Annotated in this window: 19 protein-coding genes; 9 read left to right on the top strand and 10 right to left on the bottom strand. The window is 60.5% G+C overall.

What is annotated here, in order from left to right; all coding sequences use genetic code 11:
• Nucleotides 1-3: 3 nt before the first annotated feature.
• On the bottom strand, nt 4-1,074 hold the full coding sequence (locus PH562_RS20995) for a DUF2252 family protein (protein WP_285175470.1): 1,071 nt from the start codon (nt 1,072-1,074) through the stop codon (nt 4-6).
• Between the two features lie 162 nt (nt 1,075-1,236).
• On the opposite strand from PH562_RS20995, the gene PH562_RS20990 reads away from it, so the two are divergent.
• From PH562_RS20990 to guaA, 3 genes are all read left to right on the top strand, one after another.
• On the top strand, nt 1,237-1,698 hold the full coding sequence (locus PH562_RS20990; protein WP_113233747.1) for a PaaI family thioesterase: 462 nt from the start codon (nt 1,237-1,239) through the stop codon (nt 1,696-1,698).
• Nucleotides 1,695-2,336, top strand: coding sequence for a 5'-methylthioadenosine/S-adenosylhomocysteine nucleosidase (locus PH562_RS20985; protein ID WP_015338522.1), 642 nt, complete (start codon nt 1,695-1,697; stop codon nt 2,334-2,336). The genes PH562_RS20990 and PH562_RS20985 overlap by 4 nt, the downstream gene beginning before the upstream one ends.
• A gap of 103 nt (nt 2,337-2,439) precedes the next feature.
• Nucleotides 2,440-4,002, top strand: a complete 1,563-nt coding sequence (guaA, locus tag PH562_RS20980; RefSeq protein WP_113233745.1) for a glutamine-hydrolyzing GMP synthase — start codon at nt 2,440-2,442, stop codon at nt 4,000-4,002.
• Nucleotides 4,003-4,148: 146 nt separating this feature from the next.
• Here guaA and PH562_RS20975 read toward each other — a convergent pair whose 3' ends face one another.
• Nucleotides 4,149-4,799 carry a TetR/AcrR family transcriptional regulator gene (locus PH562_RS20975; protein ID WP_285175469.1) on the bottom strand — a complete coding sequence of 217 codons (651 nt, stop codon included), beginning with the start codon at nt 4,797-4,799 and terminating at the stop codon, nt 4,149-4,151.
• A gap of 200 nt (nt 4,800-4,999) precedes the next feature.
• On the opposite strand from PH562_RS20975, the gene PH562_RS20970 reads away from it, so the two are divergent.
• Nucleotides 5,000-5,893: an NAD(P)/FAD-dependent oxidoreductase gene (locus PH562_RS20970; RefSeq protein ID WP_285175468.1), complete on the top strand. Its 894-nt coding sequence runs from the start codon at nt 5,000-5,002 to the stop codon at nt 5,891-5,893.
• Between the two features lie 21 nt (nt 5,894-5,914).
• The gene (locus tag PH562_RS20965) at nt 5,915-6,388 is read left to right on the top strand and encodes a methyltransferase family protein (protein ID WP_285175467.1); all 474 of its coding nucleotides are present in this window, start codon (nt 5,915-5,917) and stop codon (nt 6,386-6,388) included.
• Nucleotides 6,389-6,804: 416 nt separating this feature from the next.
• Here PH562_RS20965 and PH562_RS20960 read toward each other — a convergent pair whose 3' ends face one another.
• The 5 genes from PH562_RS20960 to PH562_RS20940 all read right to left on the bottom strand — a co-directional run bounded on the left by PH562_RS20960 (nt 6,805) and on the right by PH562_RS20940 (nt 10,986).
• Nucleotides 6,805-7,335 (bottom strand): VOC family protein, encoded by a 531-nt coding sequence (locus PH562_RS20960; protein WP_285175466.1) that lies wholly within the window; start codon nt 7,333-7,335, stop codon nt 6,805-6,807.
• 99 nt (nt 7,336-7,434) lie between these two features.
• A complete protein-coding gene (locus PH562_RS20955; protein ID WP_285175465.1) occupies nt 7,435-8,283 on the bottom strand; it encodes an alpha/beta fold hydrolase in 849 nt (282 codons plus the stop codon).
• A 51-nt stretch (nt 8,284-8,334) separates the two neighbouring features.
• Complete coding sequence (locus PH562_RS20950; protein WP_285175464.1) at nt 8,335-9,159, bottom strand: oxidoreductase; 825 nt, start codon at nt 9,157-9,159, stop codon at nt 8,335-8,337.
• Complete coding sequence (locus tag PH562_RS20945) at nt 9,159-10,055, bottom strand: NAD(P)-dependent oxidoreductase (protein WP_285175463.1); 897 nt, start codon at nt 10,053-10,055, stop codon at nt 9,159-9,161. The genes PH562_RS20950 and PH562_RS20945 overlap by 1 nt, the downstream gene beginning before the upstream one ends.
• A gap of 178 nt (nt 10,056-10,233) precedes the next feature.
• Nucleotides 10,234-10,986, bottom strand: a complete 753-nt coding sequence (locus PH562_RS20940; RefSeq protein ID WP_285175462.1) for an alpha/beta fold hydrolase — start codon at nt 10,984-10,986, stop codon at nt 10,234-10,236.
• Nucleotides 10,987-11,123: 137 nt separating this feature from the next.
• On the opposite strand from PH562_RS20940, the gene PH562_RS20935 reads away from it, so the two are divergent.
• Nucleotides 11,124-11,984, top strand: a complete 861-nt coding sequence (locus PH562_RS20935; protein ID WP_285175461.1) for a LysR family transcriptional regulator — start codon at nt 11,124-11,126, stop codon at nt 11,982-11,984.
• Nucleotides 11,985-12,489: 505 nt separating this feature from the next.
• Here PH562_RS20935 and PH562_RS20930 read toward each other — a convergent pair.
• The gene (locus PH562_RS20930) at nt 12,490-12,930 is read right to left on the bottom strand and encodes a lipid-binding SYLF domain-containing protein (RefSeq protein WP_095433713.1); all 441 of its coding nucleotides are present in this window, start codon (nt 12,928-12,930) and stop codon (nt 12,490-12,492) included.
• 305 nt (nt 12,931-13,235) lie between these two features.
• On the opposite strand from PH562_RS20930, the gene mug reads away from it, so the two are divergent.
• A complete protein-coding gene (gene mug, locus PH562_RS20925; RefSeq protein WP_285175460.1) occupies nt 13,236-13,817 on the top strand; it encodes a G/U mismatch-specific DNA glycosylase in 582 nt (193 codons plus the stop codon).
• 47 nt (nt 13,818-13,864) lie between these two features.
• Here the strand turns inward: mug and PH562_RS20920 are convergent, their stop codons facing one another.
• Both PH562_RS20920 and PH562_RS20915 read right to left on the bottom strand, forming a co-directional pair.
• On the bottom strand, nt 13,865-14,050 hold the full coding sequence (locus PH562_RS20920; protein ID WP_285175459.1) for an alpha/beta hydrolase family protein: 186 nt from the start codon (nt 14,048-14,050) through the stop codon (nt 13,865-13,867).
• Nucleotides 14,051-14,108: 58 nt separating this feature from the next.
• Nucleotides 14,109-14,657, bottom strand: a complete 549-nt coding sequence (locus tag PH562_RS20915) for an NADPH-dependent FMN reductase (protein WP_285175458.1) — start codon at nt 14,655-14,657, stop codon at nt 14,109-14,111.
• Between the two features lie 275 nt (nt 14,658-14,932).
• On the opposite strand from PH562_RS20915, the gene PH562_RS20910 reads away from it, so the two are divergent.
• Together PH562_RS20910 and PH562_RS20905 are read left to right on the top strand one after the other, a co-directional pair.
• Complete coding sequence (locus PH562_RS20910; protein ID WP_285175457.1) at nt 14,933-15,307, top strand: DUF4180 domain-containing protein; 375 nt, start codon at nt 14,933-14,935, stop codon at nt 15,305-15,307.
• Nucleotides 15,308-15,324: 17 nt separating this feature from the next.
• Nucleotides 15,325-15,876: a GNAT family N-acetyltransferase gene (locus PH562_RS20905; protein WP_285175456.1), complete on the top strand. Its 552-nt coding sequence runs from the start codon at nt 15,325-15,327 to the stop codon at nt 15,874-15,876.
• Nucleotides 15,877-15,986 lie beyond the last annotated feature (110 nt).

Here is a 15,986-nt window from a genome sequence, read left to right as displayed (position 1 = left end):
GCCTTAGCCTCTTCTCGCAAATTCCACCTGCTCCGCCGTGACCGCTGCGGCGGCCGCCTTGGCGGCCACACGCAGCCAATCGGCATTGCGCGCATCGAGATCGGCCAGAATACCGGGAACGAGCGAGGCATCGTTGGCGTGGCAATTGGCGATTTCAAAACCCATCAGATCCAGCATATCAGGCGACAGCAGCACCTCGGCATCGCCGTCGACCTCGATCTTGCGGCTGTTGGGCGACAGGCGGCGTACCAACAAGCCTCCACTCACCTGATAGCGCGGATCGGATGAACGCGCCCGTCCGCCAGCGATGGTGCCGGTGCGGATCGTCTTGTTCGACGGATCGTGCTTCAGCGACCAGCCGGATTGCAGCAAAGCCTTGACCTCGCGCAATACCGGGCCGCCGCGCCAATCGACATAGGCGACGAAGCGCGGGCGGCCGAGGCTGCCTGTGCCGGCGAGACGCGGCTTCGGCTCGAAAACTACTGCCGGATCCGGCAGGGCGTTGTGCAAGGCCTTGAGATAACGATCGGGTGCGGTTGCCGGTGGCAGGTTGCGGTATTTCTCCCAAAAGGCCTTGCGCTCGGCGTTCGGCAGCAAGACGGCATTGCGCAGCCATTTGTAATCGCGCTCAAGAATGACGGGAGACGGCTCGCGCAGGCCGCGGCGATAGCCGGCAAGGATGCTGTCGGCAACAATGCGCGGCGTCGGGCCGTCCTCGCTGCGCGCCAACATGGCACTTGTGGCAAGGCGCACGAGATCGAGTGCATAGGGCATGACGGCCGCCTCGTCGAAATCATTGGCGCCCCAGACGAGGCGGCCTTCCTCGTCGCGCCAGGTGCCGAAATTTTCCAGATGCGTATCGCCGATCGCCAGCAATTGCGGCGCGCTCTTGAGCTCGGAGCAGACGTCGATGATGATTTCCGCCCAGCGCCAATAGGTGCCGCGCAGGAAGGAGAAACTGTCGGCCTTCATCAGCTTGTGTTTCTTTGCCAGACCCGCCTCCACCAGATCGGCGCCGAGCTGCGCCCGCATCCAGGTCTCATAGGCAGCCACCGATTGCCGGATCGTCGTCATCTGCGCCCTCGCTACAAGCTTCATCGTTTCGGATAGCATGACGATCCGATCGTGGAAATTCGATGTCGGGAGTGCAGGCCGGGACGCCTCCGCTTTTCCACCGGATAACCCTTGTCCAAACCGCCTCTCCGTGCCAATTTCGCACCCGCGAAAGGGGACGGCATGACAGGGGCAGACGAGACGGGGACCAGCGGCGATTTTCGGACCCGCATCAGGACCAGCTTCGAACGGCAAGCCGCCATGGCGACGATCGGCGCAGAGCTGACGCGCGTCGAACACGGCACGGTCGAGATCGAGCTGCCCTTCGATATCAAGCTGACGCAGCAACATGGCATATTGCACGCCGGCATCATTGCCGCCGCGCTGGATTCGGCCTGCGGCTTTGCCGCCTACAGTGTCATCGATCCCTCCGCGTCGATCCTCACGATCGAATTCAAGGTCAATCTGATGTCGCCGGGGCGCGGCGAGCGCTTCCTGTTTCGTGGCGACGTCACCAAGCCTGGCACGACGATCATCGTCGCCGACGGCCGCGGCTATGCCATCGGCGACGGACCGGCCAAGCTGATTGCCTCGATGACCGGAACGATGATGGTCATCCGGGGCAGAGAGGGAATTAGCGGATGAAATTCGAACTGAAGCGGGTATCGGGCAAATCGATCCTGTTCGTCATGGCCGCCGAGGCCGAATATGGACCCTTCCTGCGCTCGCGCATCGATCCGCTGATGACGGGCGTAGGCCCCGTGGAGGCGGCCATCGCGCTCACCCGCGCCTTCGCGCAGCTCGAAGCTCAGGGCGATCTTCCCGATCTCGTGGTGTCGCTCGGCTCGGCCGGCTCTGCCAAACTGGAACAGACGGAGGTCTACCAGGTCACCTCCGTTTCCTACCGCGATATGGATGCTTCGCCCCTTGGCTTCGAAAAGGGCCGCACGCCTTTCCTCGATCTGCCGGCGACGATCGAACTGCCGCTGCGCATCCCGACCATTGCCGAGGGCAGCCTTTCGACCGGCGCCAATATCGTCTCCGGCGCAGAGGCCTATGAGCGCATCGGCACCGACATGGTCGACATGGAAACCTTCGCGGTGCTGCGCGCCTGCCAGACCTATGGTCTGCCGCTGATCGGCCTGCGGGGCATTTCCGACGGAAAGGTCGATCTGCAGCACATTTCCGACTGGACGGAGTATCTGCATGTGATCGACCGCAAACTCTCCTACGCCGTCGATGGGCTGTTTACGGCGCTGGAAGACGGCGTATTCTGGTTCTAAAAGGCCGGAGACGATGAGAATTAAGGACAATCGGGACAATAAAATCGGCTCTCGCGTGATTTGCCCGATTGCCAGGGAAAGCGCTTTTCATTAAAGGCTCGCCATGACCCAGACAGCACATCCAGATACCGTTCTCATCGTCGATTTTGGCAGCCAGGTGACGCAGCTCATCGCGCGGCGTGTGCGCGAAGCAGGCGTCTACTGCGAAATCGTTCCCTTCCAGTCCGCCGAAGCCGGCTTCAAGCGGCTGCAGCCGAAAGCCGTGATCCTGTCAGGCAGCCCGGCCTCGACCGTGGACGAAGGTTCGCCGCGGGCGCCGCAGATCATCTTCGACAGCGGCATTCCGGTCTTCGGCATCTGCTACGGTCAGCAGACCATGTGCATGCAGCTCGGCGGCAAGGTCGAGAGCGGTCACCATCGCGAATTCGGCCGCGCCTTCCTCGAAGTCGACAAGGACTGCGCCCTCTTCGAAGGGCTGTGGTCGAACGGTTCGCGCCATCAGGTATGGATGAGCCACGGCGACCGCGTCACCGCGCTGCCGGAAGGTTTCGAAGTGGTCGCGACGTCCTCGAACGCACCTTACGCCTTTATCGCCGACGAGAAGCGCAAATATTACGGCGTGCAGTTCCATCCGGAAGTCGTGCATACGCCCGATGGCGCCAAGCTGATCGGCAACTTCATCCATAACATCGCCGGCATCAAGGGCGACTGGTCGATGTCGGCCTATCGCGCCAAGGCGGTGCAGGCGATCCGCGATCAGGTCGGCGACAAGCGCGTCATCTGTGCACTCTCCGGCGGCGTCGATTCCTCCGTTGCCGCCCTGCTGATCCACGAAGCGGTCGGCGACCAGCTGACCTGCATTCTCGTCGACCACGGCCTGATGCGCAAGGACGAGGCGGCCAATGTCGTCGCCATGTTCCGTGAGCACTACAATCTGCATCTGATCCATGTCGATGCTTCTGACCGCTTCATTGGCGAGCTTGAGGGTGTTTCCGACCCAGAAACTAAGCGAAAGATCATCGGCCGCCTCTTTATCGAGACCTTCGAGGATGAGGCCAAGAAGCTCGGCGGCGCCGACTTCCTCGGCCAAGGCACGCTCTATCCCGACGTGATCGAGAGCGTTTCCTTCACCGGCGGTCCCTCGGTCACCATCAAGTCGCACCACAATGTCGGCGGCCTGCCGGAGCGCATGAAGATGCAGCTCGTCGAGCCGCTACGCGAACTCTTCAAGGACGAAGTGCGCGCACTCGGCAAGGAGCTCGGCCTGCCCGACAGCTTCATCGGTCGCCATCCCTTCCCGGGCCCTGGCCTCGCCATCCGCTGCCCAGGCGGCATTACCCGCGAGAAGCTGGAAATCCTGCGCGAAGCCGATGCCATCTATCTCGACGAAATCCGCAAGGCCGGCCTCTACGATGCCATCTGGCAGGCCTTCGCCGTGCTGCTGCCGGTCCAGACCGTCGGCGTCATGGGCGACGGCCGCACCTACGAATTCGTCTGTGCACTGCGCGCCGTCACCTCAGTCGACGGCATGACGGCGGATTTCTATCACTACGACATGGAATTCCTCGGCCGCGCCGCAACCCGCATCATCAACGAAGTCCGCGGCATCAACCGCGTAGTCTACGACGTCACCTCGAAGCCGCCCGGCACGATCGAATGGGAGTGACGGGGGAACGGTGTGATCGCGCAGTCTAAGCGCCAATTTTCGCTGCCGTGCCTGTTTCATCCATTTGGGCTGTGCTCGAATGACACCTTCCCAAAAAAGCGGGCGTTATTGGGGGCTCTCCGCCCTTCCTCGCGGCCTCGTCTAGGCTATGCCACCGCATGGTCGCTGCCACCGTGCGCGGCGATGAACATGGCGACGGCCGACCGGCAATAGGATTCGATTTCGTCATCGTTCTCTGCTCCCGCCTCATCGAAGCGTGCAATAATCAGAAGATCGGAGCCTTTGAAAAGTGCGGCAAACAAGCGGGCGGACCGGAGAGGATCTGGCACGTTCAGGACCGCCTTCGCGTGCAACTGACGTAACAGGGTCTCGATTTGGGTGACGATATGGGCGGGGCCGGCTTCGTAATGGACCTTGCTCAACGACTTTTGGTTCGGCATATCGGCCATGACCATGGCTTCGACGTTGCGGACGTCTGGGCGCAGCAGCGTGCGAAGCAGCGATGATCCCACCGCCATAAGCTGATCCTCGGCCGAGCCATCGACGCCTTCAAAAAGCGCCTGTGGGATTAACTGCTGGCAGCGGGCCGCAAAGGCCGCGCCAAACAGGGCCTCCTTGTTCTCGAAGTGCCTGTAAATGCTGAGCTTGGATATCTTCGCTCGCTGGGCGACCTTGTCCAAGGTCGTCGCTTGAAAACCCAGTTCTGCAAAGAGTTCGCCTGCGGTGTCGACAATGGTTTGGCCAAGCGCCTCATTGGCGGGCCGGCCACGCCGTACGCGGATGTTTTCGTCGGGCACGATAATTACAGTCCTTGACAGTATCTTTATTCTTGAATTACGATACTACGTAGTTTCATAAATTCCAAGAGTGGATTTCATCGTGTCCGCCAACTCAGGTTTCCCTTTGCCGCCAAGCGATATCGAATGCGTGTCGCTAGACGATATTGCGTGGCAGACTCAGTACACCCCTCTCCATCCGCAACACGGAGCCCATCACCATGGATGACGTCATCATCATCGGCGGCAGCTTTGCCGGTCTCGCCGGCGCGCTGCAGCTCGGCCGTGCCCGCCGCGAGGTCACCGTTCTCGATACCGGCCTGCCGCGCAACCGCTTCGCCGGCCACTCGCATGGTCTGCTCGGCCACGATCACAAGCCACCACTGGACATCCTGGCCGAGGCGCGGCAGCAGCTGGCCCGCTATCCCACGGTCAAGCTGGTCAATGCCCGGGCCGAAAGCGTCTCCGGCGCCATCGACGATTTCTCCGCCCTCACTTCCGACGGCGAAACCCTTAAGGCGCGGCGCCTGATCCTGAGTTATGGCGTCATCGACCAGATGCCTGATGTTCCGGGCTTTGCCGAAGGCTGGGGCAAGTCCATCGTACCCTGTCCCTATTGCGACGGCTTTGAAGTCGCCGGCCAGCATTGGGGCCTCGTCTGGTCCGGACCGCAGTCGCTCAATCAGGTCAGGCTATTCCACGATTGGACTGACAGGTTGACGGTCTTCGCCGATGGTCACGACATTCCGCCCGATATCCGGGCCGATCTGGAGCGTCGCAACACACCTATCGTCGATGGCCGGATCACTGAAATCACCCGTCATGGCGGCCGTAATCCCACCCTCAAGCTCGATTCCGGCCGTGATGTCGCGGTCGACATTCTGTTCGCGCATCCGCGCAACAAGCCGTCCGCCGGCCTGCATGAATCACTGGGCCTCGCCACGGCCGCTACGCCCCTTGGCATCGTCCTCAAGGTTGATGAGCGCCGCGAAACCAGCATGCCCGGCATCTACGCCGCGGGCGACCTCACTAACCCCATGATCCCCTCAGTGACCACGGCATCATGGCAAGGCACGATGGCGGGCATCTTCGCCCAGCAGTCGATGCTGACTTGAGAGCACAGATTGGAGATGAACATGGCCGTCGAATCGGACAGCGCGGGTGTGCGCTTCCCTCCGCCCTTCATCTATCTGGGAGCGCTGCTGTTGGGGCTGGCGGCGGAGCGGTTCGTCACCCTGCGCTCCGTCGGCATCGACTGGCGGTTGCTGATCGCGACGGGCGCGCCGCTGTTCGTTGCCGGCGCGGCGGTGATGCTTGCGGCGGCGGGGGTGTTCCGGCGGCTGGGCACCAACGTTCGGCCGTCGCAGCCAACGACCCTCATCGCAACGAACGGTCCTTATCGGTGGACCCGCAATCCCATGTATCTCGGCATGGCGCTCATCTATGCGGGCCTCGCGATCGGCTTCGACGCGCCGATCGCCTTGGCGTTGCTCCCGTTGGTGCTGATCGCAATCCAGACGCAGGTGATCGCCCGCGAGGAGCGCTATCTCGAGGCGAAGTTCGGCGATGACTACCGGCGCTACAAGGCCGAGGTTCGCCGCTGGCTCTGACTATTCCGCCGCTGCCGCTAAGGGGCCTCCGCTTCCTGAGGGGCGTCTTTGGTCAATCAGTGGGTTCGGAAAGGCGATCGGCTTCGATAGATGCTGAAACCGCACAGAAAATGTTCGTGCTATTTTTCCCTTTGAAATCAAAACTGCAGCGGTTTGACAGCCCGTGGGTCGGCTTTTTGCACGGCAAACGAATGAAAAACCTAGTTATATCAACCGCTAACTAGATTCAAACAATTGAGTGGGAGTAAGGGATTCATAGTGAGTTGTATCAAGCGCGCGCGGACGAAGGTCAGGCTCACCCGGATGGGCGGACCGCCGGCGCGGTCGATCCATCGCGACTGCGCACTCGTTGAACCGTCCGATAGCGGCGGCATCGCCGCGACTTAACCGATGCGGGTCTTTTCTTCGCGCCCTACTCAGTCGTCGTCCTGCCACCTGCGCAGGTTCGTCTGGTCATGGTAGGCCATGCGATCCGGCGTGGTGATAAACTCAATCGTCGTGCCCCATGGCATGCGGCAATAGCAGACCTTGTTTCCAGGACCTTTTTCGGTTGCGTAGGGAATAGCGCGCGGCGCGGTAAGAGACGTGCCTCCAGCCTTTTCGAAGCGCTCTACTGATGCGTCGATATCGTCGGTGTAGACACCGAAGTGGGTAATGCCGAAGTCGCTCGCTCGAACCGGCTGGGCTTGTTCGGAGCCGTGCATTTCAAAGAGCTCGATGTCAGGTCCGGTTCCGATTTTGACCATCGCCTGCGCGTGCACGACCGTTCCGGGGAAAGCACCCGTGGCCCGCTCGAATTCGGGTCCCTGCCGCGGTGGATCCTGCGGTCCGAAGGACTGGTAGATCACCTGGCCGCCGAAAGCTTCCACCAGGAACGATTTTGCTGCTTCGATGTCGGGTACCGTGATGCCGATATGATTGACGCCGCGAATGACGGGTGCGGTCATGACAGTTTTCCTTTCTTATTTAATCGATCGAACGCGATAGGTGCCGGCGCAACTCGCCTGCGATGTCGTAATTCGACCGGGACGGGGCGGTTCAGAATTTTAATTGGCCTTTAGGAAATCGATCAGAGCTGCCGCTACCTCATCCGGCCGCTCGTCAGCGACATAGTGGCTGCACCGCGCAATCGAGCCGCCCGTCACATTGCTGGCGAACTCCTTGAGCATCGGGACCATATGCGCACCGAAGCGCTGATCCCCGCCGAGACCTAACACCGGTATATCGAGCGGTTGCTTCTTGTACTCGAGCGCGGCCGCATGGTCGGCAGCGAGGGTACGATACCATTCCATGCCGCCGCGCGTGCGGCCAGGAAGAGCCATTGCTTTCGCGTAGATCTCGATGTCCGCCGGATTGAAGGTGCTGTGATCGTAGAACCGCTCAGCCATGAAGGCCGAAACATAATCATATTCACGGCCATGGATCAGGCGCTCCGGTAGATCCCGGTTCATATGGAAGCTGAAGTGCCAGATCTTCGCAGTCGTCGCCTCCCATAGCGTCCAGCCGGGAAGCGGAACATCGAGGACGGCCAGGTGGGTAACAGCCTCTCGATAGATAGCGGCCAGCGGCAACGCTACCATTCCACCTATGTCATGGCCGCACACGGCGTAGCGTTCATGCCCCAGGGCAACCATGACCTCGTGCGCGTCATGCGCCATCGTGGCCTTGTCATAGCCGTCAAGCGGGCAGTCGGAAAAACCCGCACCGCGCAGATCCATGGCCACAACACTGAAATGCTCGGCGAGCAGCGGGATCACATGGTGCCATTCCCACCACGTTTCCGGCCAGCCGTGAAGCAGAAGGATCGGTGGACCGGAGCCTCCCGTGACGGCGTTGATCTTGATGCCATTCACCGGCACCAGCTGCTGGGTAAACCCCTTCAAAGTTGCGATCATGATCACTTTCCAGTCAGATGTTGGCGTTCAAACGGAGTTCGCGGCCAGCGCTCAGGGCTGGTTGAAATCGGTGGCGATGGTGATGTCGCGCCAGGCATCGATATCGCTGCGGAAGGCAGCCAGCTTTCGCTCGGCGATCGCGTGCGCGATCGGGCCGAGCGGCAGATGAAGCGGGGCGTCATCGGCATCGACTGCTTGCAGGATCACCGCGATCGCCTTGTCGGGATCACCCGCCTGACTGCCGTTGTTGGTTTCGCGATAGCGCTTGCGCGAGCTCGCGGCGTATTCCGGTATCTCGTTGGCCGCCATCGTAATCGAACGACCAAGAAAATCGGTGCGAAACGGACCAGGCTCGACGATCAGCACGCGGATGCCGAACGGCTCCAGCTCGCCGGCCAGCGCTTCGGAAATCCCTTCCACGGCGAATTTGGCGGCGTTGTAATAACCTCCGCCGCCGCCGCCCGCGATGCCCGCGCCGGACGACATATTTACGATCGTGCCGCCCGAACGTCGCAGGACAGGCAGAGCGGCTCTGGTGGTTTCGACCAGACCGAAGACGTTCACCTCGAACATCGGCCGATATTCCTCGGGCGTGCCTTCCTCGATCGCGCCGAACAGTCCGTAGCCGGCATTGTTCACGAGTACGTCAAACCCGCCAAAGGTCTCGACCGCCTTTGCGACCGCTGCCTGAGCTGCCCCCGTATCGGTCACGTCGAGTGGCAAAGTGATCATGCGGCCGCCGAAAGGCTCAGCCATTTCCTCAATCGCGTTGACATTGCGGGCCGTTGCGATGACCCGATCGCCGCGCTGCGCCGCAGCGAGCGCGAGCCGCCGGCCGAAGCCGCTCGAGCAGCCTGTGATGAGCCAAGTTTTCATTACTTTTTCTCCGAGTTGTTTTCAGACGACGCCAAGCTGTTGCGGCCACGAACCGTCATGTCGGCCATGATCGACCAGTCTTTCTCGCCGTGGCCCGCCGAGACGGCTTTGCCGAGCCCCTCGCGGACAGCTTCGAGCATCGGGAGCATGCGTCCGATATCGTTGCTGGCCTCGGTCGCCAGGCGCATGTCCTTGAGGGCGAGCTTGGCCTTGAAACCGGGCTCGAATGATCGTTCCGTGATCTGCGCGCTGTAGCTCTCATAGGCGCGGCCCGAGAACAGGGTGCCCAGGATGAGTTCAAAGAAATCCGCACGGTCGAGGCCGACGCTCTCGGTCAGCACGACACCCTCAGCCATCGCCTCGATGGCCATGGCGATCATCATGTTGCAGGCAAGCTTCGCCGCATTCGCCCGAGCGGGGTTCTCCCCCAACTTCCAGACCTTTTTGCCGAGGGGAGCGAGCAGCAGCTCGATCGCGGCAATTGCATCGGCCTTCCCGGCCGCCAGGATGTTAAGCTGGCCGCTCGCCGCTACGTTGGGTCGGCCGAGAACCGGTGCGGACACATAGCCAAGGCCAGCCTCGTCGTGCAGCAGCTCCAGTTCTCGTACGAAGGCGACCGAAATCGTCGATGTGACAACATGGGTCAGCCCTGGTTGCGCGCTTTCGAGCAGGCCGGCATCGAGGATCACCTCGCGAATGGCAGCGTCGTCGGACAGCATCGTAAAGACTGCGTCGGCCTGGAATGCATCCGCCGCGAATTCGACAAGCGTCACCCCGGGGACACTATCCTGGGCGACCTTGCTACGGTTCCAGGCCCGAACATCATGGCCTGCATTCACTAGGTTCAAGGCCATCGCCGAGCCCATACTGCCGAGACCGATAAATCCGATCTGCATGTTCTATCTCCTGTTGTTCGGATGAGAGCTGGGCGCAGGGTCGGACCCGGCCGCCGGGCGATCGTCAGACCGAGACCCGCGCCGATGAGTTGGCCGGCCGCGATGCCGCCACAGGGGTGGCTTCGGCGCATGTCACGAAACATCCGCAGCCCTGAGCCTGACCATCAGAGCATCGGCTTCATTTGCTCGCTGCTTCGGCGATGACGTCGGCGACTTCGCGCGGATGCGAGATATAAACCGCATGGCTGGCACCGGGCACCTCGGTGACCTTCGCACTTGCCCGCTTGTACATAGACCGCTCTGCCTCGGCGCTGACAGCCATGTCCAGCCCGGCCACGATGCCGTAGCTCGGCTTGGTCTTCCAGGCTGCGTACTGCGTCTTGGTTCCGAGGATCTTTGCCGAAACGGGCACCTGCGAGTCAGTCATGAAATCCGTCTCGGCCTTGGACAGGTCAGCGGCGAATCCCGCCCGGAACTTTGCGGGATCGAACAGCAGGAAGCCGTCAGAAGTCGGCTTGAACGCGTCCGCGGTCGGACTCGGCCACTTCTCAAACAGATCGCCTACGCCCTCGCCAACATCCGGGACGATGGCCGCGACATAGACAAGTGCCGAAACCTTCGGGTCGACCCCAGCTTCGGTGATGATCTGACCACCATAGCTGTGGCCGACGAGGACGACCGGCCCACTTTGCTGCTCGATAGCGCGGTGAACCGCCTGAACGTCATCCGCCAGCGAAGTGTTCGGCTCCTGAACGACCGTGACTTTCAAGCGCTTGGCGACCAGACGCTCATAAACGCCCCTCCAGCCGCTGCCATCGACCAACGCGCCATGGACCAAAATCACATTTTGGGCCGGCTGCGCGAAAGCGGAGGGCGCGCCGAACACCACTGCAAGAGCCGCAGCACCGAGATAGAGAGACTTAAGAGACATTTGCCGATCCTTCCGAATGACATGAGGTGATACACGAGCGATGGTCCGATGGACCGATAGTGGAAATCTAGGTGCTTAGATTTGTTCTTTAAGTGACAAAAATGTATTCTCAGCGTTCAGTTTTGTGGGGGGCTAAGATGGAATGGAGTGACGTCAGAATCTTTCTTGCTGTTGCGCGATCCGGCACGCTCGGCGGCGCCGCGCGTTCCCTTCAGACAAGCCATCCGACCGTCGGCAGGCGACTGCGCGCACTTGAGCAGGCGATCGGTCACACGCTCTTCCAGCGGACCGCCGACGGTCTTGTCCTGACCGAAGAGGGCCACGGGATCATCGCGCTGGCGGAGCAGATGGAAGAGGGCGCGCTGGCCATGGAGCGCCGGCTTGCGGGCCAGGAGCAAAATCTCAAAGGCAGTCTGCGCGTTTCATCAGCGGACTGGTTCGGGGCCTATGTACTGCCTCCGATCCTGGCGGATTTCTCCAACGCCTACCCCAATGTCGACGTGGAAATCCTGACCGGCACGCGCCTGTTCAACCTTGCCCAGCGGGAGGCCGACGTCGCTTTTCGTATCGTTCCGTTCAACACAGCCGATGTCGTTCAGCGGCGGCTCTTCAGGCTCGAGTACGGCGTCTACCTCGCCGAGGAGTCGCCTGATCCCAAATATGGCGACGGAACCGGTTTCCGGCTGATCACCCACGATACGTCGACCGGGCAGTTCCCCGATATCGCTTGGCTCATCGAGAGCTTCCCCAACGCGAGACCTGTTCTGCGATCGAACAACCGTAACGTCCAGGGGCGCATGTGTCGGCAAGGCGTCGGGATCGCCGTCCTGCCCCGCGTGGTCGGCGATCAGATCGCGGGTATCCGCAGACTGGAACTGCCGATGCCGCCGCCGGCGCGAGACATCTGGATGGGATATCACCGGGACCTACGACGTCTTCAGCGTCTCCGTGCGTTCATCTCAACCGTATCGGACCACCTCCTGAACGCGAGTGCATGATGAGCGGCCCGGGGATGATTCAAGGTCCCCGGAGAAACACCAAGATCGCTGTAGTCGTCTCGGTCGGTCGCTCCTGGGCAATCTAGTATCCCGTTGCCTTGGAATTCGATCGCTGGCAAAGCAGCCGGCCACAGCTTCATGGCGCTGCGTGATTAAGCATGATATGGCTCGAGTGACGGTACTTTTTGAGGTGCCACGAGCGGTGCTGGGGAACGCCACATCGGTGCTCAGCGGGCGATTGACGTCGATAGATGGCGAAATCGCAGAAATTTTTCGCCGACGATTTTCTCTTTAAAATCAACATCGTAAGGTTTTGACTGCCGAGGGTCGGCTTCCGGCGTCATAGGCAGAAAAACCAATATAGATCAACGACCTAGCTGGGTTTGGAACAATCGAGTGGGAATAAGGATAACGGCGCTTCCTTCGCGGCTTTCACGAAAAAGGGCCTGATCACTTCGTTTGGCAATCAGGCCCGCCGGGAAAATCATCAATCAAGCGGCAGCTTTTACTTCACCGTGATGCTCAGGCCGCTGATATCGGCGTTGACCTGCAAGCCAACTTGCCGGCCCGTGAGCTCGAGTTTCGCGCCCTTGTCATTTGTCATGACGATCACCTGCGCGCCTTTGCCTACCGCGCCGCCGCCGCCGGCAGCGCCGTAGACGCCGCCTACATCCCGGGCGCGGCGAATGTTGCGCACTGTGCCCTGGAAATAGGTCTTGGAGGCGCCAAAGGCGAGGCCGCCCGAGATGCCGCCGATCGAGATGGGATATTTGCGACCATGGAAGGTGAGCGTGCCCTCGCCTCCGGAGCCGCCGACGAAGAAAGCCGCCTTGTAGACGGAAAAGCGGATCGTGCCGCTATCGGCATGAGCGGCGCCGGCGAAGCCAATTCCCGCGGCAGCAATAGCGGCAACCGCGACCGAACGAAATCCAGATGAAATCCTCATATTAAGACACTCCTCAAAAGCGCCGCTTACCCAGCCGGCCGGGCACGACGTCAGCGTCGTGTCAAAGTCAGAGATAAACGGTCTCGCACGACCTTTAGTTCCAAAACACATTAAAACAAAGCGTTAGGACCCATCCCGATCGCGGTGAATGGCAGGGTCTATTTCCAACGCAATTGCTTGCTTATAAGGCTTCATGGGCTACTTCATCAACGAAGTCCGCGACAAGCGGCACGATCTATCGGTTAGGGATGACGGACGCGGCTTTCCGCAAAGCCTTCGCCTCCTCTCGCGCACGGACGTTTAATATGCAAGACGATGCTCCGGCCGAAGGGCTGAGTAATGGGATAGAGGACACGGCACCAGCGACTGAGCTCGCCGAAATCTTGGCACCGCACCTTTCCGTGATCTTCTGCGGATTGAATCCTGCGCTTACCGCACATCGCGACGGGCATAACTTTTCCAATCGCAGCAACCGCTTCTGGCGGGTCTTGCATCTTGCCGGCTTTACTCCCCGCCTGCTGCGAGCGGAGGAAGAGCGCGAGATGCTGCAATATGGCCTCGGCCTGACATCGGCAGTCTCCCGCCCGACGAAAAGCGCCAGCGAGCTGAAGAAGAGCGATTACATTGCCGCCGCTCCCGTGCTCGAAGAGAAAATCAGGCGGCTTGCGCCGGCAAATCTGGCATTTCTCGGCAAGGCGGCCTATGCGGCCATCAGTCTGCGGGCCGATATCGGATGGGGCAGACAAGCGGAGGCATTTGCCGGCGCCTCGATCTGGGTCCTACCCAATCCGAGCGGCCTCAACCGGGCTTTCGATCTGGCGAAACTGACGGAACATTACCGCGAGGTAAAGCTGGCGGTTGAAGGCGAACGGGATCTCTTAAAATAGCCGACGCCTCCCGGTCGGCGATCACTCACGCCGAACTGTCGTGACGATCAGTTATGCTTTTGCGGATCGAGCAGGCCGATCGTGTGCAACCACCGTTCCGCCAGCGCCGGCCAATGACTGATGGGAAACTTTTTGGGACGAAGACCGAAGGCGTGGCTGCCTTGTGCATATAGATGCATTTCCGTGGGGACGCCGGCTTTTTGCAATGCGATATAATAGGCGAGCGGCTCCAATCCGTCACGCTCCATTGATCGATCGATCGAGAAAATCGACGCCGCGAGGATTGCGCGTTCAGAGGCGGCCCAACTCGCCAAAAGCCTGTTCAAGCATCGGTCGCCCCTCGGCAAATTCCGTCGCCGGGTCCACTTCGCCGGCATTCGCTTCGATGCGGCTGTGCGACAGGGTAAAGCCGGGCATGGTTTCGGTGGGCTTCATCTTCAATCCGGTCAGTACTTCATGAAGCTGGGCTGCGCATTTGGCGCCGCCATGGCCGCCATAGGTGACGATCATCGCCGGCTTGCCTGCCCATTCCCGATAGAGATGATCGAGCGCGTTCTTCAATATGGCCGGATAGCCCCAATTATATTGCGGGCTGACGAAGACGAAGGCATCGCCGCTTGTGATCTTTTCGCTCCAGGCCCTGGTGAGATCGGTGCGATAATCACCCATGGCCGGGATGCCGGGCTCGGCGTCCATCGGCAGGGGCCAATCACGCAAATCCACGATCTCGAATTCGGCCGACAGGAGCTCGCGCCCGACCGAGGTCACCCATTCGGCGACGGCAGGGCATATGCGGTTCGGCCTGACACTGCCGATGATGACGAGGATCCTGGATGGCATGGCGTTCGCTCCATATATATGCATAATACACTTAATTGAGATCAACCCAGCTTGTAAAGGTGCAAAATACACATTTTGGCTATGAAAGGCCGAAGGTAGCGTCCCGGTCGCGGTGCTACGCCCCTCCGGCGACTGGCTTCTAACCTCGACGAAGCCGAGGGATCGCATCTGGTAGGCCTAGGAACGCCATGCGCTACATGATAGCTGTCCTCACCATTCACGCGGAATGATGGCGAAAACTCCTAATTTCAATAGCAAGCAAAAGTCGAACCAGCATGTACACCGTCAAAGAATTCTCCGGCCGAAAAGTCGTTATCGGCGATGACAACGGCCCGCTCCTCGCCAGCGAAAGGGACGTGAATGACTGGATCAGCGCTGCATGGGACGCTGAAGCCCAGCTGGTGGTCGTTCCGACATCACGGCTGAGCGAGGAGTTTTTCCGGCTCACGACCCGCATCGCCGGCGCGATCATCCAGAAATTCGTCAACTATCGCTCGCAGCTCGTCATCGTCGGCGACATCTCCGGATGGATCGCGGACAGTAACGCCCTGCGCGATTTCGTGTACGAATCCAACAGGGGCCGTGAGGTCTGGTTCCTGCCCGATCTGGGTGCGCTTGCGCAGCGCCTGCAGCAGAGTGCCCAAAGCTAAATCAAAGGTCCTGCCTTATGGAAGTAACACTTTCCCCACCGCGACTGGAAACCGAACGGCTTATACTGACGGGACATACGCTCGATGACTTCGAACCGCTTGCGGGCATGTGGAGCGATCCTCTGGTTGTGAGGCATATTTTCGGCAATGTGGTCTCCACGTCCAGGGAGTCATGGATGCGGATGCTGTCCTATCATGGTCTCTGGCCGCTGCTCGGGCATGGCTATTGGGCAATCCGCGAGAAATCCTCCGGCCGCTATGTCGGCGATCTCGGCTTTGCCGACTTTCACAGAGTGATGGAACCACCGATCAGAGGTATTCCGGAGGCCGGCTGGGCATTGGCCGCGTGGGCGCATGGCAAGGGCTTTGCCACGGAGGCTCTGGCGGCGGCCGTCGCCTGGCTCGACCAGCAACCGCGATTTGACCGCAGCGTCTGCCTTATCTCGCCCGACAATGCGGCCTCGATTCGTGTTGCCGAAAAAGCCGGCTATGGCGATCCGAAGCCGATGCACCTCAATGACAAGCAGACGCTGTTGTTTTCCCGCGCCCGTCAGGCGCCGAAGGAATAGGACAAGCAGCTTTAGAGCGGTTCAGATTTTGTTTGAATCGTGGATTCCCTTTTGATGTCGAATATGATTCAAGATGCTGGCTGAGAGGAGGTCAGCATTGATGGTCGCAC

The sequence above is a fragment of the Rhizobium centroccidentale genome (assembly GCF_030182565.1).
Taxonomy (GTDB): Bacteria; Pseudomonadota; Alphaproteobacteria; order Rhizobiales; family Rhizobiaceae; genus Rhizobium.
This window is presented reverse-complemented; position numbering and strand designations above follow the sequence as displayed.

Bases quoted from the DNA above. Each gene is read 5' to 3' on its own strand.
- PH562_RS20930 (WP_095433713.1), bottom strand. From the start codon at position 12,930: ATGAGGATTTCATCTGGATTTCGTTCGGTCGCGGTTGCCGCTATTGCT.
- PH562_RS20985 (WP_015338522.1), top strand. From the start codon at position 1,695: ATGAAATTCGAACTGAAGCGGGTATCGGGCAAATCGATCCTGTTCGTC.
- guaA (WP_113233745.1), top strand. From the start codon at position 2,440: ATGACCCAGACAGCACATCCAGATACCGTTCTCATCGTCGATTTTGGC.
- mug (WP_285175460.1), top strand. From the start codon at position 13,236: ATGCAAGACGATGCTCCGGCCGAAGGGCTGAGTAATGGGATAGAGGAC.
- PH562_RS20970 (WP_285175468.1), top strand. From the start codon at position 5,000: ATGGATGACGTCATCATCATCGGCGGCAGCTTTGCCGGTCTCGCCGGC.
- PH562_RS20965 (WP_285175467.1), top strand. From the start codon at position 5,915: ATGGCCGTCGAATCGGACAGCGCGGGTGTGCGCTTCCCTCCGCCCTTC.
- PH562_RS20945 (WP_285175463.1), bottom strand. From the start codon at position 10,055: ATGCAGATCGGATTTATCGGTCTCGGCAGTATGGGCTCGGCGATGGCC.
- PH562_RS20995 (WP_285175470.1), bottom strand. From the start codon at position 1,074: ATGACGACGATCCGGCAATCGGTGGCTGCCTATGAGACCTGGATGCGG.
- PH562_RS20935 (WP_285175461.1), top strand. From the start codon at position 11,124: ATGGAATGGAGTGACGTCAGAATCTTTCTTGCTGTTGCGCGATCCGGC.
- PH562_RS20910 (WP_285175457.1), top strand. From the start codon at position 14,933: ATGTACACCGTCAAAGAATTCTCCGGCCGAAAAGTCGTTATCGGCGAT.
- PH562_RS20955 (WP_285175465.1), bottom strand. From the start codon at position 8,283: ATGATCGCAACTTTGAAGGGGTTTACCCAGCAGCTGGTGCCGGTGAAT.
- PH562_RS20990 (WP_113233747.1), top strand. From the start codon at position 1,237: ATGACAGGGGCAGACGAGACGGGGACCAGCGGCGATTTTCGGACCCGC.
- PH562_RS20940 (WP_285175462.1), bottom strand. From the start codon at position 10,986: ATGTCTCTTAAGTCTCTCTATCTCGGTGCTGCGGCTCTTGCAGTGGTG.
- PH562_RS20950 (WP_285175464.1), bottom strand. From the start codon at position 9,159: ATGAAAACTTGGCTCATCACAGGCTGCTCGAGCGGCTTCGGCCGGCGG.
- PH562_RS20905 (WP_285175456.1), top strand. From the start codon at position 15,325: ATGGAAGTAACACTTTCCCCACCGCGACTGGAAACCGAACGGCTTATA.
- PH562_RS20960 (WP_285175466.1), bottom strand. From the start codon at position 7,335: ATGACCGCACCCGTCATTCGCGGCGTCAATCATATCGGCATCACGGTA.
- PH562_RS20915 (WP_285175458.1), bottom strand. From the start codon at position 14,657: ATGCCATCCAGGATCCTCGTCATCATCGGCAGTGTCAGGCCGAACCGC.